This window comes from Mammaliicoccus sp. L-M44, assembly GCF_022386355.1.
Taxonomy (GTDB): Bacteria; Bacillota; Bacilli; order Staphylococcales; family Staphylococcaceae; genus Mammaliicoccus; species Mammaliicoccus sciuri_A.
Genome location: NZ_JAJNIU010000001.1, coordinates 37,660 through 60,894, shown reverse-complemented (window position 1 = coordinate 60,894; position 23,235 = coordinate 37,660). Strand labels below are relative to the sequence as shown.

The window sequence follows — 23,235 nt, the reverse complement described above, 5'->3', positions numbered from 1 at the left end:
TTTGTCTTTATTCTAAAATAATACTCATTACTATACCATTATTTCATAAATAAAAACCTACCAAATGGCAGGTTTTTATTTATATTGCTTAACTATTTTAATACATTTACAAATTTTTCGGCAACCTCTTCACTAGAATTCGGATTTTGTCCTGTGACAAATTTACCGTCTGCAACTGTATGCGATTCAAAGTCAGCACCTTTAACGAATCGAGCACCTTGCTTTTCAAGTTGTGTTTGTAGCAAGAATGGTACATCATTTTCTAAATTCATTGCTTTTTCTTCACTATCAGTAAAAGCAGTTAATTTAACACCATCCACTAAATAGTTCCCATTTGGAAGCTTAGCGCCAACAAATGCACTTGGACCGTGGCAAACTGCACCAATCACCTTATCGTTATTTCTATAATATGCTAGCATATCTTCCAAGTCTTCATTATTTGGGAAGTCAAATACTGTTCCATGACCACCAGGTAAGAATATGCCATCATAACTCTCAAACACGATGTCTCTAATACTATATGTTTGTTGTAACTTTTCTAATACGTCATGATATTCTTTCGCTTCGTCATTTTGAGTTGAATTTGGATCTATCGGAACACTGCCACCTTTTACAGATGCAATATCCACTTCTAATCCATTTTTAATAAATACTTTATAAGGAATTGCTGCTTCTTCTAGCCATAACCCAGTTGGTTTTCCATCTTTAAATTGAGATGCATTTGTAACAACTATGAGAACTTTTTTGCTCATTAGAAACACTCCTTTTCATTTGTTAATGTCGATTATACATGAAGTGTGTTTCTTTTTCTTCTATTAAGGGTTATGCTTTTTTAATCTTCATCTAAAGCTTTTCTAATACTTTGTAAATATGCTTGAGTTTGTTCTATTGAATCATTCTTTAATCTTTTAACAATTTCACTACCAATCACAATGCCGTCACTAAATGACTTTATTTCTTTAGCATGTTCTTCAGTTCTAATACCAAATCCACAAACAACTGGTACATTAGCATGTTGTTGTATAAATTTAATTTTATCTTTTAAAGATTCGTGGAAACCTCTGCCATCACCAGTCGTCGCATTCATTGTAACTGTGTAAATAAATCCTTCTGCATGCTCAGCTATTTGCTTAATTCGTTCATCACTAGAAGTCATCGCAATTAAAGAAATTAATTTAATGTTTTTAGGCTGTAAATGCTTTTTAAATCTTTGTCCAAGTTCAAATGGTAAATCTGGAATGATTAAACCGTAAACATTTGCTTCAGCAATTCGTTCTATAAAAGAGTCGACACCATAAGCATCAATTAAATTATAATAAGTCATAAATAAGTATGGCGTATTGATTTCATCTTTATGTTCAATCAGTTGATCAATAATTTTATTAACAGACATACCTTGTTTAATGGCTTCTTGTCCAGCTGCCATAATTGTTGGACCATCAGCTACAGGATCTGAGAAAGGTAAACCAATTTCTATATAATCTGCGCCATTTTCGTCCATAAGTTTGACTGAATCTATAAAACCTTTGTTCCCCATGACATATGGTATAAATAATTTATGCATGATGATCCCCCTTCTCTTGCATATACTTTCTAATTGTTTCCATGTCTTTATCTCCTCTACCAGAAACCGTCACAACAATAATTTCATCTTTATCCATTGTTGGCGCTAATTTCTCTACGTAACTCAATGCATGCGCACTTTCAATAGCTGGAATAATACCTTCTAATTGTGTAAATTTAATTAGCGCATCCATCGCTTCAGTATCACTTGCATTCGGATATTGAACACGACCAATATTGTTATAATAACTATGTTCTGGACCTACGCCTGGATAATCTAATCCTGCTGAAATTGAATGCGCAAGTTCGACTTGTCCATTTTCATCTTGAATTAAATACATTCTAGAACCATGTAACACGCCTGGTTTCCCTTTTTCAATAGCTAAAGCGTGTTTAGTAGTATCTACACCTTCACCAGCAGCTTCAACGCCGTATAATTTAACAGACTCATCATTTACAAATGGATAGAATGTACCAATTGCATTTGAACCGCCACCAATACATGCAACGACTGCATCTGGTAATCGAGATTCTTTCTCTAATATTTGTTTCTTAATTTCTTTACCAATCACACTTTGTAAATCTCTTACAATTGTTGGGAATGGATGTGGTCCTAGCGCTGATCCAAGTAAATAATGTGTATCTTCAACATGTGAAACCCAATATTGTAATGCTTTATTTACTGCATCTGATAGCGTACCTTGTCCGTCTGTGACAGGTACAACTTTAGCGCCTAACAATTCCATTCTGAACACATTTAATGCTTGTCTTTCAATATCTTCTTCACCCATAAATACGATAAGTTCCATATCAAACAGTGCTGCAATTGTTGCACTTGCCACACCATGTTGACCGGCTCCAGTTTCAGCAACGAGCTTTCTTTTACCCATTTTTTTTGCGATAAGTGCTTGTCCTAATGCGTTATTAATTTTGTGAGCACCAGTATGATTTAAATCTTCTCTTTTTAAGTATATTTTTGCGCCGCCAAGTGCTTCTGTATAACGCTCAGCATATGTTAAAGGTGTTTCTCTACCTACATAATCTTTTAAATAAGCATTTAATGTTTTATGAAATTCCGGATCGTTTTTTAATTGTTGATACGTATCGTTTAATTCTTGTATAGCTGGCATTAATGTTTCTGGTACATATTGGCCACCAAATTCACCGAAAAATCCTAATTCATCTGCATCTAATTGTATATTTTTATTCAATTCAATCATTCCTTTACATATGTTAGTAATGCTTTAATTTTCTCTTTATCTTTGTGTCCGTTCGTTTCAATTCCACTTGATATGTCATAACCATTATGATTAAAGTTTAATGATTCGATTTGTTTAATTTTATCTATATTAATACCACCAGCAATTAAATACGGAATATTGTTTAATGCATTTAATATGGACCAGTCATAAGATACCCCAGTACCACCATAATCTTTTGAAGGCGTGTCAATTAAAAATAAATCTACTTCATTTTTAAAAGCTTCTATATTAGTAAGTAATTGATCATTAGCTGGTAAAGCTTTATAAATTTTAATATGTGGATACTTTTCTTTAACCTCTTGTATAAATGATACAGATTCATCACCATGAAATTGAAGTGTATTAATAGAAGTTTCTCGATTAAGTTCATCAATTTCTACCATCGTTAAATTCACAACGACAGCTACGATATCAATCGTTTGGGGAATATCTTTACTTAATGACTTTATTTCTTCAACAGATACATATCGTTTACTTTTTGGATACGTGATAAATCCAATTGCATCGACATGATTCAATACAGCTGTTTCGATAGCTTCTTTATCTTGAAAGCCACAACATTTAATAAACATGTTGCTCACCTTGTTTTTCTAGTCGTAAACTTGGTAAAAATTCATCTAAGTTTGGATGTTTCATTAATGATTCCCCAATTAGTGCGCCATCAATACCACTACCGATAATACTTTTCACATCATCTAAAGTACGAATACCACTTTCAGAAATGTATGTCACACCTGGTTTAATTTGTGTTAAGATCTCATTTGTATGTTTAACGTCTGTGACAAATCTTTTTAAGTCACGATTATTAACGCCAATTAACAGTGCACCAATTTCATGTGCAATATCGAGTTCTTCTTTATCATGCACTTCGACAAGTACTTCTAAACCTTTTTCTGTCGCATATGCGTATAAAGTTTCGAGTTCTTCTTTTGATAAAATATTCACGATTAATAATACGATAGAGGCACCAACATGATGTGCTAAGTCAATTTGTCTTTTATCAATCATAAAATCTTTACATAATACAGGTAATGTCGTCTTAGTTGTTAAACTTTGTAACCTTTCGTAACTACCGTCGAAATATTTTTCATCCGTTAATATAGATATAGCAGATGCACCGTATTGTTCATATAATTTAATTTGAGTAGCCATATCTCGTTTCGGAATATCTGATACTGTAGGACTTTTTGCTTTTAATTCAGCAATAATATTTAATTTATTATCATGCTGTGTACGACTTAAGAAAGATGTTTTATGTTCTACATCGACTTTCTCCAATGTGTTTAATTTTTGTTCATAATATTGATTATTTAGTAATGTTTTTTTATATTCTACAATCTCATCCAATATTGTCATAAACTTTGCCTCCTACAGCTTCTAATATATTTAATGCATGTTTATCATCTATTAAAGACTCTGCTAACGTAATACCCTCTTTGATAGAGTCTACTTTTTGACCAGCATATAACGCTAAAGCAGCATTTAATACAACGACATCTCTTTTAGGGCCATGATCTTGTCCTGTTAAAATATCTAAAGTAATGACTTTGTTTTCTTCAGGTGTTCCACCTTTTAATGATTCGTTAGGCGCTGATTGTAATCCGTAGTCTTCAGCATTTACAGTATAATGTTTAATGCCTTCATCTTGAGATACTTCATATATAATGTTGTCACCAGATAAAGTAGCCTCGTCCATTCCACCTGCACCATGCACGATAATGGCACGTTTTCTTCCTAATTTATAAATAGCTTCAGCAATAATTTTAAGTTTCGTTTCATCATAAACGCCCATCACTTGATAATCTAAATGATATGGATGAATCATTGGTCCAAGTAAATTAAATGTTGTTGGTGTTGGTATTGATTTACGAACAGGTTGGACAGTTTTCATAATCGGGTATGTTTCAGTTGCACTTAAAAATGCTAAATTTGTTGCATTCACTTTTTCTGTCGCATCTTTAATAGGTGTTGTTTGAATATTTAAAGCAGATAAGATATCAATGCTACCTGTTTTAGATGTAATACTTTTATTACCATGTTTCAAAACTTTTAAGCCAGCTGCCGCAACGACAAATGAAGCGGTTGTTGAAATATTAAAGCTGCCAGAATGGTCACCACCTGTGCCACAAACACAAATACTATCTTCTAAATAAGGTCTTTCTTTATATGTTGTTTCGATTAAACTTTGACTTAAGTTCGATAATTCATCTGATGTTTCACCTTTCATACTTAATGCCACTAAATGTGCAACCTTTAATGATACATCTGCTTGTTCATCCATCATTAAATCTACAAATGATTTCATTTCTTGTTGCGATAAATCATGATACTGAATGAGTTGTTTTAATGTGTTCATAATTTGCACCTTCCCTTGTTATGTCGATAAAAGCTTTTACAATTTCATTTCCATGATCTGAAGCAAATGATTCAGGATGAAATTGTATCCCAAAATGTGGTTTTACTTTATGTTCGAATGATTGTATGGAATCTTTCGTTCTTCCTGTAATTTTTAACGTGTTCGGAAATGTTTTTTCATCACTAATTAATGAGTGATATCTCATAATATTAAAATGCTGCTCGCATTCTTGATACAATTTAGAAGTTTCGATAATATCAATTTGATCTACTTTACCGTGTTTAACTTCTTTCCCGACGACAACTTCTCCACCGTAATATGTTGTTAAAGCTTGAGCACCTAAACAAATACCTAATATCGGTTTATCTTTATATGCTTCTATTAAATTTTTTAAGTCTTCTGTATCATCAGGATGACCAGGTCCTGGAGATATAACTAATCCATCAATATTTAAATTGAACGGTGCCTCATCCGGATGATAGATCACGACATCATCATGTTGCTTAATTAAATCTACTAAGTTATATGTGAATGAATCATAATTATCAATTACTAATATCATGGTGTAACCTCCAATAAACTTTTTGCTTTGATCATCGTTTCTTTTAATTCTTTTTGTGGGTTTGAATCATATACAACACCGCAGCCAGCTTCTACATTTACATATTCGTTATCTACAACCATTGTTCTAATTGTTAAAGCAAAATCTAAATCATGGGTGCAATTAATATAGCCAACACCTCCAGCGTATATCCCGCGTTTTCTTTTTCTGCTTTCATAAATTCTTGTGATTGCTCTCGTCTTAGGTGCACCAGATACTGTTCCTGCTGGTAATAAAGCTGTAATCATTTGAAGCGGTGTAATGTCTGGTCTAATTTTACCTTCGACGATTGAGACGATATGCATAACATGTTCAAATCTTTCAACAGTCATTAACTTAGGCATATATACTGAACCTGTTTGAGCAATCATATTTAAATCATTTCTTCCAAGATCGACAAGCATACGATGTTCAGCTAATTCTTTTTCATCTGTAATCAGTGCAATTTCATTTTGTTTATCTTCTTCTTCTGTTTGACCTCTTTTGTTTGTACCTGCTATCGGGTTCGTTGTAATGATGTCACCTTGTTTCTTAATGAAACTTTCTGGTGAAGATCCGATGATAGTTCTTTCTTCATCGTCAATGTAATACATATATGGACTTGGGTTTTGTCTTTTTAAATTTTTATATATTTGAAGCTTCAATGTATCTTTATGTTGTTCGTTAAAGTAATGTTTATATTTATAAATTCTTGAAGGTACGACTTGGAACATATCACCTTTACTAATAAGCGATTTATAATATTCGACTTCTTGCATGAAATCTTCTTCACTTATATTTGTTTCAAGTTCACCTCTTAATGTATGATCAATTTTATTTTGAAATAGTGAAATATCTTTTAATGTTTCAACCATTTTATTGAGCTCATGTTCAACTTGTGTTTCTGTATTCTGACTAAAAAGATTAGATGTGATAACAAACAATTCTTCTTTAAAATGATCAAATACGTATACAGATTCAACGAGATTAAATGAAGCGTCTGGGATATCTGATTTCAATTCAATTTGTTTAAGTAATTTATTTTGATACCTAATTAAATCGAAACTACAGTACCCGATCATGCCAGACACAAATGGTAAATGTGTTAAAGCTTCTGGAACTTCATCAACTTTCATATCATTGATGAAATCCTCTAATGCTTCATATGGACGTTCATTTATAAGTTGTTCATCTTCATTTATGAATATTTGTAAATAATTATCATATAAATTCACTTTTCCAACTGCATCAAATGCTACAATTGAAAATCTACCTTTCATTTGATCTGTACTGGCACTTTCTAAAATCATTTTCTTACGATTTATTTGTCCTAAAGTTTCTGGGGTAATATCAGCATTTAACTTTTTAAATTTAATAATCATCTTAATCCTCCTTAATAAAAAACCGCGCATAAACATCCTAATTAAACAGGACGCTTATGCGCGGTACCACCTTCATTAATAAGTCTAGAACTTATTCACTCATTAAATATTCAATTATTTCTACATGGTCCCCATTTCTAAATTAAACTGTGTTAGTTTACATCAACCACTAACTTTCTGATTGCTACAGGCTTTAATTTATACTTATGACCACTGATTTAGGTATACAAAAAGACACCACAGTATACGCTATCTGTAAGGACGCGTTACCGTGGTGCCACCTTAGTTAACATTGAATTTCATGTTCACTCTAAATTTCATTTAATTGATAATTTGAAAGCCCAATTCTCTCTATGTGTGTAGTGCTAATTTACATCAACCATTAGCTTTCTATTTGCTACTATCAACACGAGATACTCATCTTTCAAATTCCGAATGATTTCTTCGGATTAATTAAATATCACTATACGAGAATAAATTTTAAATGTCAACCCTTAAATTCTGATTAGTTTTTAATTTCTGATAAACAATATGCTCTTAATAACTTTTCACTTTCAAGAATTGAATCTTCATGTGTGCGTTCTAAAGCGTGTGAAGATTCAATACCTGCACCGAATAATCCATGTCTAATATCAGCGCCTGCATGTAAAGCAGCAGAAGCATCAGAACAATAATAAGGATATATATCTAATTTATATTGAATATCATTTTCTTTACATAAATTGACTAAATGATTTCTTAAACCTACATGATATGGACCTGAAGCATCTTTTACACAAATAGATACTGTGTATTCATCAGAAGCTTGCCCATCTCCTAATGCACCCATATCAAATGCGATAAATTCTACAACTTTATCTGAAATACTTGAATTTGCACCATATCCAATTTCTTCATTGTTTGATATATAAAATTGTGTCGTATGTGGTAATTCGACATTTTCTTCTTTAAGATATTTTAAAAATTGTAATATCATCGCAACACTTGCTTTATCATCAAGGTGACGAGATTTAACAAATCCTGATTCTGTATGCACAAATCTTGGATCGAAGCTCACAGCATCTCCAATTTCAATACCTAGTGCTCTTGTATCTTCAGGATTAAATGTTTTTTCATCTAATCTGACTTCCATATGTTCGGCATTTCGTGGAATTTCAGTATTATTTTTATAAACATGGACACTTGTTTCATGTAAACAAATGGTACCTGTTATTTCTTTTCCACTTTGCGTAGTGATGGTACAAAATTCCCCTTCAATCGCATTCCAACTAAATCCCCCTATTAAATCTAATTGCAATCTACCATCTTCTTTAATATCTTTAACAATTGCACCTAATGTGTCTACGTGTGCTGTAATCAGTCGTTGTGCATCTTCATTTTTTCCTGGTACGTTGATAAATAATCCACCTTTGTGTGTTACACTCGTATCATAATTTAATGACTCAGCAACTTTTCTACAATATTCAACTGCTGGATCAGCAAATCCCGATGGACTATTAATGTATACAAGTTCTTTAATTGTATCGATCGTTTCTTTTACGTTAATTGTCATATTACCACTCCTTATACATTTATTATCATTCTATACTTTTAAAAAAATAAATCAATAACACTTGCTTTCACACGCTAACTTGCTTTAAACTATTAAAGTATTGGAGGGATTTTATGCAACACGTATTTATAGTTGGACTAGGATTAATTGGTGGGAGTTTAATACAAAATATTAAATTTTATCATCCCAATTTACATATAACAGGTTACGATTATTTTGAAAAACATTCAGAAATCGCATTATCTATGAAAATTATAGATGAAATCGCAACAGACTTTGATTCTAGTGCTCGTCAAGCAGATTTAATTATATTAGCCACACCCGTACAACAATCAATCGAATACGGTAAGCGATTATTAGAGATTGATACTAAACCAGGATTAATCGTTACCGATACAGGTAGTACGAAATTAGGATTAAGTTCACTAGAATCACAATTATTAGAACAAGATATTCATTTAATCGGTGGACATCCAATGGCAGGTAGTCATAAGTCAGGTGTCACAAATTCTAAAAAACATTTATTCGAGAATGCTTATTATGTATTGATATATGATCAAGCGATAAATGAAGCGGCTTATAGTGAAGTCAAACATTTGCTAGAACCGACTAAAGCAAAATTCATCAAAATGTCAGCAAAAGAACATGACTATGTAACAGGTGTCGTCAGTCATTTTCCACATGTCATCGCATCAAGTTTAATTCATATGAACGAAGAAAATACACAAATTTCAGAATATGTCAGATTGTTAGCAGCAGGCGGTTTCCGTGACATCACACGTATCGCGAGCAGTAATGCTGATATGTGGCGCGACATCACATTAGAAAATAAAGAACATCTTGTCACACTTATGGAAAATTGGATTGAACAAATGACACATACGAAAGAAATGATTGAAGAAGGAAATCCAGCATTAATTCATGATTTTTATCAATCAGCCAAAACATATAGAGACCAACTCCCTATAAAAGAGCAAGGTGCCCTAACTTCAACATTCGATTTATATGTTGATATCCCAGATAAACCCGGTATGATCAGTGAAGTAACAAGAATACTCGGACAAAATCACATATCAATAACAAATATCCGAATATTAGAAGTAAGAGAAGATATTATGGGTGCATTAAGGTTAAGCTTCAAATCAAGCACAGATAGAGATAGCGCAATCGAAGCCTTACAATCATTTGATACGTATACATTGTAATATTGAATATCGAGATTAGGAAAAAAAGCCAAGAGATTTAAGGTCTCTTGGCTTTGTTTTGATTTGAGTAAATGATTGTGGATGACCTCTTGGCTCAAATTGAGCATTAAGCCATGCCTGATGTGAACCCAAATATTTGACCTAAACAAATCAAATTATTGGGGTGCATTCTTATGATGAAAAAATATGATTTTAAATTCAAAATAAAACTTGTAAAAGAATATTTAGAAGGAAATCAAAGTTATAGAACAATTGCTTTAAAATATGGTGTTTCAAGTTGGTCTGTCATTCGGATTTGGGTCAATCAATATAAAGAGTTTGGAGAAGAAGGTTTAGAAATAAAAAGTAGAAATACTGTTTATACTAGCGAATTTAAATTATCTGTTTTAAAATTTAGACAAGAAAATATGTTGTCTTATCAAGATACTGCGAATCACTTTAGAATTATTAATTCTATTATCATTGCCAATTGGCAACATCAATTTGATGAAAAGTGTCGTCTTGATATAGATAATAAACAAAAGGGACGATCTCACACTATGACTAAAAAACGAGCTAAATCAGATAATAAAAATTTACCTTTAAATGAAAATGAACGTGAAGAACTTGAAAGACTTAGAAATGAAGTTGAGACGTTAAAGGCAGGTATAGCCTATCAAAAAAAGTTACAGGCCTTGACCGACATTTACGGAAGCAAAAATCAGAAATAGTAAAGGTCATTAAGGCATTACATGAAATATATAATATACGATTAAGTATCTTATTTAAAGTCGTTCAAATAGCTAAATCTGTATACTATTATTGGATAAATCAACTTAGTAAAGCTGATAAAGATGAAACATTGATTCAAGTAATAAAAGAGATATGTGAAGAATCAAACCATACCTATGGTTATCGTCGTGTTACACAAGCACTAAGAAATAGAGGTCTTATCGTAAATCATAAAAAAGTACTAAGAATCATGAAAGAATATAATCTAACTTGTACAAAGTTCACACATAGAGGACGTAAGTATCGTTCCTTTAAAGGTAAAGTTGGTAAAGTAGCTCAAAATATATTAAATCGTAGATTTAAAACAAGTCTCCCATTTCAAAAAGTCGTAACAGATATTACAGAGTTCAAATTAATGAATGGTCAGAAATTATATTTATCACCTTTTATGGACTTATATAGTTCAGAGATTTTCAGCTTTAAAATCTCAAGTCGTCCAACATTAGATATAGTCATCAATCCATTAAAAGAAATGATAGAGCGTCGTCCAAACCTAGACCACCGTTTAACGATTCATTCAGATCAAGGCTGGCATTATCAACATTCGCAATACACTAGATTATTAAAAGACCATAAAATATTTCAAAGTATGTCTAGAAAAGGTAATTGTCTAGATAATTCAGTTATGGAAAACTTTTTTGGGTTACTTAAACAAGAAATGTATTATGGCCAAGAATTTAAAGATTTTCAGGACCTTGAACAAGCTATTCATCAATATATCAATTTTTATAATAACGAAAGAATCAAATCAAAATTAAAAGGCTTATCTCCCAAAAATTACAGGAGACAAACCTTTGAAATAATATACTAATTAAGGTTTAGATTTTTGGGTTCAGTACAGACTTTGGCTATCTCTTGGCTTAAGTTAGGCATTAAGCCATGACTTTCACAATCTCTTGGCTTAAGTTAGACATTAAGCTAAGACTTGAGTGATCTCTTGGCTTAAGTTGGTCGTTAAGCCATGACTTGGACAATCTCTTGGCTTAAGTTAGACATTAAGCCATGACTTGCACAATCTCTTGGCTTAAGTTAGGCGTTAAGCTAAGACTTGGCTCACTTCTATTGTTTACTCCAGCTTTAACTCACATCCTCCTATACTCAAACAAAAAACTGCCCGTATTAGGCAGTTTTTTATATTGATTCTGATACTTTTTTAGAGTAATACATTGTATTGACTAAATATAAAATAATCAATAATGACACACTAAAGAATTGATTATTGTCTGAAGAAATTGAGAAAATTGATGCTAGTGCTATACATCCGATTATTAATTGTTGGTTCAGTGTATAAGTTTTTTGTAGTGCAATTAATGTAATATACTGTTCTCCACTATCCATCATATCAATCATTTTTTCGTTTAATTGTTTATCTCCTGCTTTTGGATAGTTTCGTTCTGGATATAATTTTCTCAATTTAGATAAATGCATATATGATATTGGTGCTGTTGATATTAATGAAACGATTGCAATTAACAATGACAGCATACTTGGTTCTTTTGTTAAGTTAATGACGATGTTTAAGATTGTTAATGCTATTGTCATAATGATACCAAGCAATATGGGTGGGTAAATTAATGTTTTTTCTAACTGTATTTCTATTTCATCTTCATTTTCTGGGTTTGTTTCATATTTTCTATATTTTTCAGCTTTTTTATAAACATTAATTAAGATGATTATTAAAATAATATATACAATAGTTAAAATGGTGGCAGTAATATCAGTTTGCACTGTTGTAAGTTCAATTTCTAAAAAGTCGTGACCTTTCTTAAAAATACTTGTAAGTAATCCACCTACTAAACCACCGATCAGCATATATAATATAAAGTTACCAATTAACATAATTTTATTCTTTTTCATAATTCATCCTCCTCGAATATGAAAATATCTTCAACATTTTCTTTGAGTATTCTTGCTATTCTTACAGCAGTCAATACAGATGGCATAAAGTTATTCCGTTCTATCAAAGAAACTGTTTGTCTTGAAATACCTGCTCTTTTAGCCAATTCAGTTTGGTTAAATCCTTCCCGAGCTCTTAACTCTTTTACCCTATTTCTCATTTGACCACCACCTACATTTATAATATACATGATTATAGTCAAAATGACAACTATACTTGTCATTTTGTTATATATAATTGTCACAAATTCTTCGCATAAGAATACATATCATTGCTAATTTATTAATATCATATTTACTTATTCGTCATTATATGTGAAGATTAAATAATTACATATTTCAGAATATTTTGAAGGGGGTAATTTTATGGATCATTTTGGCTTTTGGTCGATTATTCCTCCAATTATAGCCATTATTATGGTATTACTTACAAGAAGTGTTATTGTTTCATTATTTTTAGGATTATTTTCAGGCATACTCTTGTTAACGAGTTTTCATCCAATATCTTCTTTAAAAAAATTACTTGGAGATTATTTGTACAGCACAGTTGCGGATGAATATAATGCTGGAATTCTTATTTTATTAGTGTTTATCGGTGGATTTGTCGCATTGCTTGAGAATTCAGGTGGTGCTAAGACATTTGCAAATCGATTTATATCCGGTGCGAAAAGTCGTATCAAAATTCAACTCGCTGCTTGGTTTAGTGGTATTATAATATTCTTTTCTGAAATGGGCACACCTTTAATTGTTGGACCAATTTATGAAAGTTTATTTGATAAAGCGAAGATTTCTCGAGAAAAATTAGCTTGGATTATTGATTCAACTGCATCGCCAGTTTCTGTAATGGTACCATTTATTGGTTGGGGCGTTTATATTATGGGGTTAATTGATACAGAATTTAAGCGATTAAGTATAGATATGTCCTCATGGGATGCCTTTATGGTTTCATTACCCTACTTTATTTATCCAGTCCTTGCGGTATTAATCGTTCCTCTCATCATTTTATTAAAATTAGATTTCGGACCTATGAAGTCAGCTGAGGATCGAATAATGAATACTGGTCAAATTTATTGGGACAATGCGAAGCCATTAAGAGAAAGTGTGGAAGTCGATAAAGATGTGGAAAATAAAAGTAAACCCATTCTAATTTGGTTACCTATTGTCATTTTAATTGTTTCATTGTTTACTTTATTAGCACCTAAAGGCTTCCCGTTCCAAAGTGTGGAAGGTAAAGATTTCAGAATAGCTTTAAGTTTATCTTATTTCTTTGCAGCTATTTCAATTATCTTATTAATGTTATTTTATAAAGTTAAAACAATTAGCCAATCATTAAATATTTATACGTCCGGTATGAAAAATATGACAGATATTTTAGTTATTTTAGTATTAGCATGGTCTTTAGGAAGTGTATTGGACAAATTAGGAACGGCTAACTACATCGTTCAAGTCATCGATGGCACAATCCCACCTGCTATTGTACCTGCTTTAATATTCCTTGTAGGTGCATGTATGTCTTTCGCAAACGGAACATCTTGGGGAACATTTGCTATTATGTTACCTCTCGCAATTCCATTAGGATATCATTTAGACATTTCGTTAGCAGTTTGTATAGGAGCCGTTATTTCTGGAGGTATCTTTGGGGATCATAGTTCTCCAATATCAGATACGACCATACTATCATCAACAGGTGCTGGTGCTGACCATAAAGATCACAATAAGACCCAAGTACCGATTGCTATATTTAATGGTGTTGTAACAACGATTGCATTACTTATTACAAGTATAATTGATTTTAAATTCACACTTATTTTAGCTATCTTATTCATGATATGTGGCGTCTTTATTATTCATCAAGTTCAGAAATATCGGTATAATCATTAAAAAGAGATGGGATAATTTCCCACCTCTTTTTATTAATTCAATTTAAGCGCTCTAAAAATTTGTTCAGTTTGTTGTTCAATGAGTTTATCACCATTATTCATCGCTTCTTCTAAAGTTATTGGACCATTTGCAATACTAAATGCCGCAGTTAAACCTTGCTCATGAAGTGCTGACAATGGCCTCTCAACTGTACCACCAATTGCGATAACAGGTATTTGATAAGATTTTGCAATTTGTGCAATTCCTGATATGACTTTTCCTCCAGAAGTTTGTCCATCGATTTTACCTTCACCAGTGATAATCAAGTCTATTTCATTTTCTTTAATAATATCTTTAAAATTCACAAAATCTACTACTAGTTCGATACCTCTTTTTAATTCTGCATTTAAGAATGCTAACATGCCGCCTGCTGTTCCACCTGCAGCGCCAGCACCTTCTATATTGCTTATTTCTTTGCCTTTAAATGTCTTAATAACATCTGCAAAATGAATAAGTGACTGATCTAGCCTCTCAACGATTTCTGGTGTGGCACCTTTTTGAGGGCCAAATATATAACTTGAACCTTGTTTACCGACAAATGGATTCGTCACATCGCAAGCAATTTCAAATTTAACATCCTTAATTTGTGGCATAACGTTTGATTCAACTATCGTTTCAATATTATGAATATGTTGTGCACCAAATGGTATATCTACACCATTTTCATCTAGAAATTGATATCCTAATGCTTGTAACAATCCTATACCCGCATCATTTGTAGCACTTCCACCTAAACAAACAATAAAATGTTTAATACCTTTTTCAACAGCATCTTTAATAAGTAATCCTGTACCATAAGTGGTCGTATGTATCGGATTAAGTTCTTCTCGTTTAAGTAAATCAATACCCGAACTCGTTGCTAGTTCGATAATAGCTGTCTTTCCATCGCCAGTTATACCATAACTTGATTGTATAGGTCTTGATAATGGATCTATACTATTAAATTCAACTACTGTTCCTTCAGTAGCTTGCACTAAATTAATCATCGTGCCTTCTCCACCATCTGCCATTGGAAGAAGAAACGTTTTAGTTTCTGAATCTACTGTTAAAATGCCACGTTCTATCGCTTGCGCAGCACTTAGCGCATCTATACTACCTTTAAAGGAATCTGGTGCAATTAATACTTTCATGAATATCGCCACCTTCTTAAGATTTCGTTCTATTTATATGTTACAGAAAAAATGTAAAATTAACAGATTTAATTAATAAAATGGGAAGAATATTGGTAACAGAATCATTGAAACAATGATAGATAAAATAATAAGTGGGATACCCGCAATAGCATAGTCTTTAAACTTAAATCCTCCAAGACCATAAACCATTGTATTAGCAGGCATACCAATTGGTGTCGCAAATGCTAGTGAACCACCGATTACAGTCGCCATCAATACAGCGCTAGGATCAGCCCCCATACCATTTGCTATAGATATACTAATTGGCACTAATAATGCAGTTGTTGCGGTATTGGACATAAAATTCGTCATCGTAGCAGATAACACGAGAATAACAAATAATAATACATAAGGAGAAGGGTCTTTTCCTAAAGTACTTATTAACGTACTGGCAATAACCTTTCCTGCACCAGATACTTGAATAGCATTTGCTAAAGCAAGTGAACCTACAAATAATAATATCGTATTCATATCAATTGATCTCATTGCTTTTTTCTCTGGAATAACTCTGGTTGCTATTAATACTAGAGCACCAATCCATGCAGAAACATGTAACGCAATACCTATTTGCTGTTCAAAAATCATTGCAATAACGGTTAAAATCAATACGCCTAAAGACATAACTTGTTTCCATTTTGGAACCTTTGAATAATCAACTTCTTGAGCATATATTGAATCTTCTTCAAGATCAACTTCTTCTCTTTTTGGTAATAATTTATGTCCAATTAAAGTGAAATATAATATACCGATAATCAGAATTGGTAACCCTACTTTTGCATATTCAAAAAATCCAAACCCATCACCTATTTGTTTAAGTGCTGATTGTGCAATCATATTACCTGGCGCCCCAATTAAACTTAAGTTACCACCCATTGCAGCTGCAAAAACTAATGGTAAGAGTAAAGTAGATCTTGAGAAACCGGATTTTGCTGCGATACCAATTACAACTGGTATTAAAACTGCGGCAGTACCTGTATTAGAAAGTACACCTGACATTAAACCAGTTATTAACATAACAGAAATAATTAATTGTTTTTCAGTTTTAGCAAATTTTGTGACGATTCCCCCTATTTTTTGAGCCATTCCCGTTTCGAAAAACGCACCGCCAACAATAAACATGGCCATAAATAATAGTACGTTACTATCGACAAATCCTGCAAAAGCTTCTTCAGGTTTGAGCACGCCTGTTATAACTAACCCTATTGCGACAATCATTGCAGTTACTGCTAACGGTATCTTTTCCCAAGCAAACATAACAATTGCAAATACTAAAAATATTAAAGTAATTATTGAACCGTCCATTCTAAGCACCCCTTATTTCAAAATTTGATAGCGTTTTCATTTCAATCATCATACATTAACGTATACATTAAGTCAATGAATTAGTGAAATATTTTTCTTTTTAAGTTATACATTGACAACAACGTATACATTATTTAATAATGGATGTATCACAAAGAAACAGGAGGTTATGTATCATGTCACAACAAAAAACATTTAAAATCGCTGTCATTCCAGGTGATGGTATTGGTAAAGAAGTTATTAACGAAGGGGTTCGTGTATTAGATCATTTAGCAGAGCAATCCAATAATCAATTTTCATTTGATTTTGATTACTTCCCTTGGGGATGTGAGTACTATTTAGAAAATGGTCGCATGATGGCTGAAGATGGATTAGAAACTTTAAAAGACTATGATGCTATATACTTTGGTGCTGTAGGGTTCCCAAATGTTCCCGACCATATTAGCTTATGGGGATTGAGAATTGCTATATGTCAAGGTTTTGACCAATGGGCAAATATTCGTCCAGTTGAATTTTTACCAGGTGTTGAAAGTAAATTAAATCATCCTGATGTTGAATCTTTAAATTGGGTACTAATCCGTGAGAATTCTGAAGGTGAATATTCAGGTGTTGGTGGTCGTAACTTTACTGGTAGAGGTGAAGGCAATGAAGTAGCCGTTCAATCATCTTTATTTACAGAAAAAGGTTGTGAACGTGTGATTAGATATGCGTTTGAAACTGCAAGAAAGCGTAAACGTAAAAAAGTAACAAGTGTTACTAAAAGTAATGCGCAACAATATGGAATGGTATTATGGGATGATGTATTTAAACGTGTGAGCAAAGAATATCCTGATGTTGAAACTGATCAATGGTTAGTTGATGCTATGGCGGCACACTTTGTGTTACATCCAGAAGATTTAGAAGTCGTAGTTGCATCTAACTTATTAGCAGATATATTATCTGACTTAGGTAGTGCATTAGCAGGCAGTTTAGGTATTGCAGCAAGTGCAAACTTAAACCCAGATCGTCGTTATCCAAGCATGTTTGAATCTGTTCATGGTTCTGCACCGGATATTGCTGGTAAAGGAATCGCAAACCCTATTGGAGCTATTGGTAGTGCAGCATTAATGTTAGATCATTTAGGCTTAAAAGAAGAAGCGAATCAAGTCAATGAAGCTATTAAGAAAGCGACAGGTTCTGGCGCACTTACAATAGACATAGGTGGCAATACATCAACTAAAGAAATGGCAGATTCAATTATTGAGAACTTACATTCAAATGTAAAGCAATAATTTTATTCTTAATCATTTTATATAACCGCACGTCTTTCTGGTATAATGAGGGAAACTCATTTTAAGAAAGACGTGTATTTTTTTGAGGAGGGTGAGATATGTCAGAGGAACATCAAACTGAATATGATTCTTTAAAAGGAAAACTTCTAGACATCGCTAAGCAGTTAGATGAACAGCGATTACCTATTCGTGCTTATCATATATTACGTATCGCGATTAAAAATTTAATACTAGAGCCAGGTCAAACAATTTTAGAAAGGGAAATTGCTGAAGCTTTAGAAATGAGCCGTACGCCTGTTAGAGAAGCTTTAGTAAGATTACAAACTGAAGGATTATTGACTTTAATTCCGAGGCGTGGCTTTCATATCAATCCGATAAAAAAACATGATTTGAAGGAAATCTATGAAATCACTGAAACGTTAGATGGTTTAGCAGTAGAATTAGCGACAACAAAAGTGACAGAAGAAAATATAGCACATTTAAAGCATTTAATTGCATTACAGCAAGAACAACTTGAACAGAATAATTTATACGAATGGTCTATATTAGATGATCAATTTCATGCGGATTTAATTAGTTTTGCAAATAATACACGCTTAAGTAGCGTTATTAATATACATGCAGACCAATTATATAGAGCTAGACTATTTACGATCAATGACCGACCTGCTCCTTATCAATCTATCGTTGAACATAAAGCTATTATTGCATGTATAGAAGCTAAAGATAAGCATGCCGCACGATTAGCTATGCAGTCTCACAGAAAAAGAGCGTGGGGAGAAATTGTTAATTCATTAAATGACTAGATTAAAAAACCATAAACTTTACTCAAAAATTGTTTATGGTTTTTCTTTATACTTTATTTTATTGATGTGTATAAGTTAAATCCCAACCTATACCAAATTGATCGATTACTTTCGCATATGTCTGTCCCCAGAAAGTTTGTCCAAGTTCCATTTGAACTTGTCCACCTTCTTTAAAAATATTATAAACTTCATTAATTTGTTCTTCTGTCTCAAATTCTAACACAATATATATATTGTGTTTCTTATGAAGTGAATCATCGTCATTTGGTATATCAGAAAACATAAATAAATGACCATTAACTTCTAATTGTGCATGTATAATTCTATTAGGATCTTCGGAGGCATCTACACCTGCGTCACCATAAGTTTGTGATTCTCTTACGCTTCCATCTAAGGCTTCACTATAAAACCCTAACGCTTCTTCGCAAGTTCCGTTAAAGTAAAGATAAGGTGTAACTTGTTTAATCACCATGCACCACTCCCCATATTTGATTGTTAATCAAAATAAGTATATAAATGTGCAAAGAATTTGTCAAATGTTAATAAAATTTACATTTTAAACACAAAACGATTAATTATTATATTTCAGTTATGTTTAATTAAATGATGATTACTTTCTTCTTGTCTACTATATGTGTTATTGACACTCATTTCATTAGTAAGCAACACTAATGCTTCATCACGTTCTCGCTCAAATGTATCTATAAATAAATTCAATTCACGAGCTCGTTCTGGCACGAGTTGTGTAAGCGAAATATTTAATGATGAATACTTCTCCTGTTTATCACATAACTGTTCTGTAAAACTCCAGATTACTCTAAATATATCCATCGTAATATTCGTGCCGTCTTTTAAAGTGTAAGATTTAGAAATTGTATTGGCATTACTTTTCAGTGAAAAAGCAATGGTCTTAACTAATAAATTTCTAGATCTTAATTGTTTCGTTAAACGTTCCACTTGTTGAAGAATGATTTCTTTCATTTCATAATATTGGTATTGTTTTTCAAGCGCGACTTCACATTTAATGTCCGGATTATAAATACTATGTGTTTCACGTACGATATTAGTATCTATACCATTACTGATTAAATTCAATTCCTTACCCATCTTGCCATATAATTGTGTTAATTTATTAACTGGATAGCGTGCTAAATCTCCAACAGTATATAAACCAAGCTCATTTAGTTCCTTTTCTAACCGATCATTTATCCCCCACACTTTATGCAATGGATGTATCGGCCACACTTTATCTCTTATATCGCTATAATTTAATACTCCAATTAATTGATCATGTTGGTAAGACTCATTATCTAAAGCCAACTTGCTTAACAACATGTTTGGTCCAATACCTATATGACAATTTAATTGCGTTTCTTGTTCTATTTCAGTTCGGATCCTTGCAGCAAATTCAATTGGATTATCACAATATTGTTTATAATAATGTGTCACATCAATAAAAATTTCATCTATACGATGTTGTTGGATATCATCTGCATGTACATATTTAAGTAATACTTTATAAATAGCATTTGCATAGTTTATATATTGTTTCATATTTGGATTGATAATAAAGATATCATTTCTATGTGGTATTTCAAATAGTCTTGAACCAGTCTTGATTCCTAATTCTTGTAACGGCTCAGTAGCAGAAATAACGATAGCGCCTTGCCTTTTCGTATCAGAAATAACAGCTAATTTATATTCATTTGGGTTAATACCTTTAGAAACACATGACACATTTGCAAAAAAGTTATGATGACTTAAACATAAAATATATCTCTCTTGGAAATCACTGTAATTGTACATCACATCACCTCCCAGAACATTTGTTTGTACCACTATTATATACGAACACATGTTCTATTTCAAGAGATTTATTTATCTAAATAAAAAAGTCCTACAAAGTATTAACCTGTTATAGGTCAACTTTGTAAGACTTCATTATAAGTTATCGTACTATACTTAATTTTTCTTCGTCATCAGCACCAATTGACTGATCGATATGAACATGTGTCTTTAAAAATATTTCTTCTGGCTCGCCTTTGAATTCAATTTGTTCTAATTTAAATTCAAATTCGTATTCTTGGTGGTCTTTCTTCTTAATCAAGAAGGATTGATTAACTTTATGCTTATGCAATTCATAATCAAATTCCGAAAAATCACTATCCTCATTTTGATTATTGACACGTTCAATAAGAGACAATTCAATATATTTAACTTCTAAATCACATGAACCGCCTTTAAATATTACTTTACCTTTAATGGGCTCTTCTTCATTAAAAGTCATCTTTTCTAAACGCGTATCGATTGTTAGATTACCGACACCTATAGAGGTAAGTAACTTTTCAAACATAATACAAATCCCCCTTAATCTTCATTAAAGATAGTTTAACTCGATTAAACTAAAATTTAAAGTGATTAAAGAGGATTTTTTTAATTATAATTGATATTTTTTTAACAAACGTCAATTTTCAACATAAACTTACTTATATAAACCTAAAGCTTTCGAAGTTGATGTATTAATTTCATTAAATAATTCTGGATTATCAGATAAATTTGTTCTAAATGAAGGTATCATTTGTTTAATTTTATCTTCCCAGTTTACAAATTCATTAGGGAAACATTTTTCAAGTAACTGCAACATAACGTGTACAGCAGTAGAAGCACCTGGAGATGCACCTAATAACGCAGAAATAGAGCCATCTTCACTTGTTACAAGTTCAGTACCAAATTGTAATGTACCCTTTCCTCCTTCTTTTGTATCTTTAATGACTTGTACACGTTGACCAGCGATTACGATATCCCAATCTTCTAACTTAGCAGTCGGTATAAATTCTTTTAGTTCTTCTAAACGCTTTTCATCTGACAATAAGACTTGTTCTACTAAATATTTCGTTAATCCCATTTCTTTTAAACCAGCTGATAACATCGTAAAGATATTATTCGGTTTCACTGAGCCAAATAAATCTAAGTTAGAGCCAGTTTTCAAGAATTTAGGTGAGAATCCAGCAAATGGTCCAAATAATAATGAACGTTTACCTTCAATATATCTAGTATCTAAATGTGGCACAGACATTGGTGGCGCGCCAACTTTTGCTTTACCGTATACTTTAGCATCGTGTTTAGCAATAATATCTTCGTTATTACATACCATAAATAAACCACTAACTGGGAAACCTCCAATATTAGAAGCTTCCTTAATGCCTGTCTTTTGTAAAAGTGGTAAACTACCGCCACCAGCACCGATAAACACAAATTGAGTATTGTGATATTCAACCTTTTTAGTTTCGGCATTATAGATCTTTAATTGCCATGAATTGTCTTCATTTCTTCGAATATTCTGAACAGAATGATTATAATTTAACTCAACACCCTGATCTTTTAAGTCACTTAATAATGAGCGCGTTAAATTCCCAAAGTTTACATCCGTACCAGATTCAATTTTAGTTGCGGCAATTGTTTCATCTTTCGAACGCCCTTCCATCATAAGTGGCATCCAATGCTTTAACGTCTCAAGATTATCCGTAAATGTCATACCATTGAATAATGGATTTTTTGATAATGCATCACATCTATTTTTCAAAAATTGTACATTTTTGTCTCCATACACAAAACTCATATGTGGTACAGGACGAATAAATGATTGTGGATCTGTTAAACTACCTTTGTTTACTAAATATGTCCAAAATTGCTTTGATAATTGAAATTGTTCATTTATTTGAATAGCTTTATCAATATTAACTGAACCATCCGCCTCTTCTTTAGTATAATTCAATTCACATAATGCTGAATGTCCAGTTCCAGCGTTATTCCATTCATTAGAACTTTCTTCAGCAGGTTTTGATAATTTTTCAAATAATTTAATTTCTAAGTTTGGTGATAATTCTTTAAGCATTGTACCTAAAGTAGCACTCATAATGCCTCCACCAATTAATATTACATCTGTTTTCTTATGTAAAGCATTCATAATTAACTACAGAGCCCCTTTCAATATTAACCATTTCGACTAAATATATGTCCATAAAAAATATACAAATGAATAATTTGTATGAATTAATCTATGTATTACTACTATTATAAACCTTATACTTTCATTTAAAAAGTGACAACAAGCGCACAATGTGTAATAAGTTAATTTTATTATTAAGTTACATTAAAATAGTCGAGAATTAGTATAACTTAATTAATATATCTATA

General features: G+C 32.1%; 23 protein-coding genes. 6 read left to right on the top strand and 17 right to left on the bottom strand.

All coding sequences use genetic code 11. The features are described from left to right. Positions 1 to 92 precede the first annotated feature (92 nt). From LQ611_RS00275 to LQ611_RS00235, 9 genes are all read right to left on the bottom strand, one after another. Complete coding sequence (locus LQ611_RS00275; RefSeq protein ID WP_037587994.1) at positions 93 to 752, bottom strand: type 1 glutamine amidotransferase domain-containing protein; 660 nt, start codon at positions 750 to 752, stop codon at positions 93 to 95. Between the two features lie 80 nt (positions 753 to 832). After that, a complete protein-coding gene (gene trpA, locus LQ611_RS00270; protein WP_103361008.1) occupies positions 833 to 1,564 on the bottom strand; it encodes a tryptophan synthase subunit alpha in 732 nt (243 codons plus the stop codon). After that, entirely contained in the window at positions 1,557 to 2,774 is a 1,218-nt protein-coding gene (gene trpB, locus LQ611_RS00265) for a tryptophan synthase subunit beta (protein ID WP_239709262.1), read from the bottom strand. The genes trpA and trpB overlap by 8 nt, the downstream gene beginning before the upstream one ends. Positions 2,775 to 2,779: 5 nt before the next feature. Next, the gene (locus LQ611_RS00260; protein WP_103361007.1) at positions 2,780 to 3,397 is read right to left on the bottom strand and encodes a phosphoribosylanthranilate isomerase; all 618 of its coding nucleotides are present in this window, start codon (positions 3,395 to 3,397) and stop codon (positions 2,780 to 2,782) included. After that, positions 3,387 to 4,181 carry an indole-3-glycerol phosphate synthase TrpC gene (trpC, locus tag LQ611_RS00255; RefSeq protein WP_103361006.1) on the bottom strand — a complete coding sequence of 265 codons (795 nt, stop codon included), beginning with the start codon at positions 4,179 to 4,181 and terminating at the stop codon, positions 3,387 to 3,389. The genes LQ611_RS00260 and trpC overlap by 11 nt, the downstream gene beginning before the upstream one ends. Continuing rightward, the gene (trpD, locus tag LQ611_RS00250) at positions 4,165 to 5,181 is read right to left on the bottom strand and encodes an anthranilate phosphoribosyltransferase (protein ID WP_103361005.1); all 1,017 of its coding nucleotides are present in this window, start codon (positions 5,179 to 5,181) and stop codon (positions 4,165 to 4,167) included. The genes trpC and trpD overlap by 17 nt, the downstream gene beginning before the upstream one ends. Further along, positions 5,147 to 5,743, bottom strand: coding sequence for an anthranilate synthase component II (locus tag LQ611_RS00245; RefSeq protein WP_103361004.1), 597 nt, complete (start codon positions 5,741 to 5,743; stop codon positions 5,147 to 5,149). Before LQ611_RS00245 ends, trpD begins: the two co-directional genes overlap by 35 nt. Further along, positions 5,740 to 7,143 (bottom strand): anthranilate synthase component I, encoded by a 1,404-nt coding sequence (locus LQ611_RS00240; RefSeq protein ID WP_103361003.1) that lies wholly within the window; start codon positions 7,141 to 7,143, stop codon positions 5,740 to 5,742. The genes LQ611_RS00245 and LQ611_RS00240 overlap by 4 nt, the downstream gene beginning before the upstream one ends. A gap of 505 nt (positions 7,144 to 7,648) precedes the next feature. Continuing rightward, positions 7,649 to 8,695 (bottom strand): M42 family metallopeptidase, encoded by a 1,047-nt coding sequence (locus LQ611_RS00235; protein ID WP_107565507.1) that lies wholly within the window; start codon positions 8,693 to 8,695, stop codon positions 7,649 to 7,651. 113 nt (positions 8,696 to 8,808) lie between these two features. Between LQ611_RS00235 and LQ611_RS00230 the strand changes: the two genes are divergently transcribed. From LQ611_RS00230 to LQ611_RS00220, 3 genes are all read left to right on the top strand, one after another. Further along, complete coding sequence (locus LQ611_RS00230; protein WP_103361001.1) at positions 8,809 to 9,900, top strand: prephenate dehydrogenase; 1,092 nt, start codon at positions 8,809 to 8,811, stop codon at positions 9,898 to 9,900. A 173-nt stretch (positions 9,901 to 10,073) separates the two neighbouring features. Further along, a complete protein-coding gene (locus LQ611_RS00225) occupies positions 10,074 to 10,610 on the top strand; it encodes a helix-turn-helix domain-containing protein (RefSeq protein ID WP_239709260.1) in 537 nt (178 codons plus the stop codon). Then, positions 10,607 to 11,482 carry an IS3 family transposase gene (locus tag LQ611_RS00220; protein WP_308192864.1) on the top strand — a complete coding sequence of 292 codons (876 nt, stop codon included), beginning with the start codon at positions 10,607 to 10,609 and terminating at the stop codon, positions 11,480 to 11,482. The genes LQ611_RS00225 and LQ611_RS00220 overlap by 4 nt, the downstream gene beginning before the upstream one ends. Positions 11,483 to 11,802: 320 nt before the next feature. On the opposite strand, the gene LQ611_RS00215 is transcribed toward LQ611_RS00220, so the two are convergent. Then, entirely contained in the window at positions 11,803 to 12,528 is a 726-nt protein-coding gene (locus LQ611_RS00215; protein ID WP_103360547.1) for a DUF3169 family protein, read from the bottom strand. Further along, positions 12,525 to 12,728 (bottom strand): helix-turn-helix transcriptional regulator, encoded by a 204-nt coding sequence (locus LQ611_RS00210; RefSeq protein ID WP_103360548.1) that lies wholly within the window; start codon positions 12,726 to 12,728, stop codon positions 12,525 to 12,527. Before LQ611_RS00210 ends, LQ611_RS00215 begins: the two co-directional genes overlap by 4 nt. A gap of 205 nt (positions 12,729 to 12,933) precedes the next feature. On the opposite strand from LQ611_RS00210, the gene LQ611_RS00205 reads away from it, so the two are divergent. Then, positions 12,934 to 14,448: a Na+/H+ antiporter NhaC family protein gene (locus LQ611_RS00205; protein ID WP_103360549.1), complete on the top strand. Its 1,515-nt coding sequence runs from the start codon at positions 12,934 to 12,936 to the stop codon at positions 14,446 to 14,448. Positions 14,449 to 14,480: 32 nt separating this feature from the next. Here the strand turns inward: LQ611_RS00205 and LQ611_RS00200 are convergent, their stop codons facing one another. Both LQ611_RS00200 and LQ611_RS00195 read right to left on the bottom strand, forming a co-directional pair. After that, the gene (locus tag LQ611_RS00200) at positions 14,481 to 15,617 is read right to left on the bottom strand and encodes a glycerate kinase family protein (RefSeq protein WP_103360550.1); all 1,137 of its coding nucleotides are present in this window, start codon (positions 15,615 to 15,617) and stop codon (positions 14,481 to 14,483) included. A 72-nt stretch (positions 15,618 to 15,689) separates the two neighbouring features. Then, complete coding sequence (locus LQ611_RS00195; RefSeq protein WP_103360551.1) at positions 15,690 to 16,961, bottom strand: SLC13 family permease; 1,272 nt, start codon at positions 16,959 to 16,961, stop codon at positions 15,690 to 15,692. 176 nt (positions 16,962 to 17,137) lie between these two features. On the opposite strand from LQ611_RS00195, the gene LQ611_RS00190 reads away from it, so the two are divergent. Beyond that, complete coding sequence (locus LQ611_RS00190) at positions 17,138 to 18,232, top strand: tartrate dehydrogenase (RefSeq protein ID WP_103360552.1); 1,095 nt, start codon at positions 17,138 to 17,140, stop codon at positions 18,230 to 18,232. Positions 18,233 to 18,330: 98 nt separating this feature from the next. Further along, positions 18,331 to 19,038: a GntR family transcriptional regulator gene (locus LQ611_RS00185; protein ID WP_103360553.1), complete on the top strand. Its 708-nt coding sequence runs from the start codon at positions 18,331 to 18,333 to the stop codon at positions 19,036 to 19,038. Positions 19,039 to 19,096: 58 nt separating this feature from the next. Here LQ611_RS00185 and LQ611_RS00180 read toward each other — a convergent pair whose 3' ends face one another. From LQ611_RS00180 to mqo, 4 genes are all read right to left on the bottom strand, one after another. Further along, positions 19,097 to 19,510, bottom strand: coding sequence for a VOC family protein (locus LQ611_RS00180; RefSeq protein ID WP_180991426.1), 414 nt, complete (start codon positions 19,508 to 19,510; stop codon positions 19,097 to 19,099). 113 nt (positions 19,511 to 19,623) lie between these two features. Beyond that, positions 19,624 to 20,844, bottom strand: a complete 1,221-nt coding sequence (locus LQ611_RS00175) for a Y-family DNA polymerase (protein ID WP_103360554.1) — start codon at positions 20,842 to 20,844, stop codon at positions 19,624 to 19,626. Positions 20,845 to 20,986: 142 nt separating this feature from the next. Next, the gene (locus tag LQ611_RS00170; RefSeq protein ID WP_025905962.1) at positions 20,987 to 21,391 is read right to left on the bottom strand and encodes a sporulation protein; all 405 of its coding nucleotides are present in this window, start codon (positions 21,389 to 21,391) and stop codon (positions 20,987 to 20,989) included. Positions 21,392 to 21,520: 129 nt separating this feature from the next. After that, positions 21,521 to 23,005 (bottom strand): malate dehydrogenase (quinone), encoded by a 1,485-nt coding sequence (gene mqo, locus LQ611_RS00165; RefSeq protein WP_107565602.1) that lies wholly within the window; start codon positions 23,003 to 23,005, stop codon positions 21,521 to 21,523. Between the last annotated feature and the right edge of the window lie 230 nt (positions 23,006 to 23,235).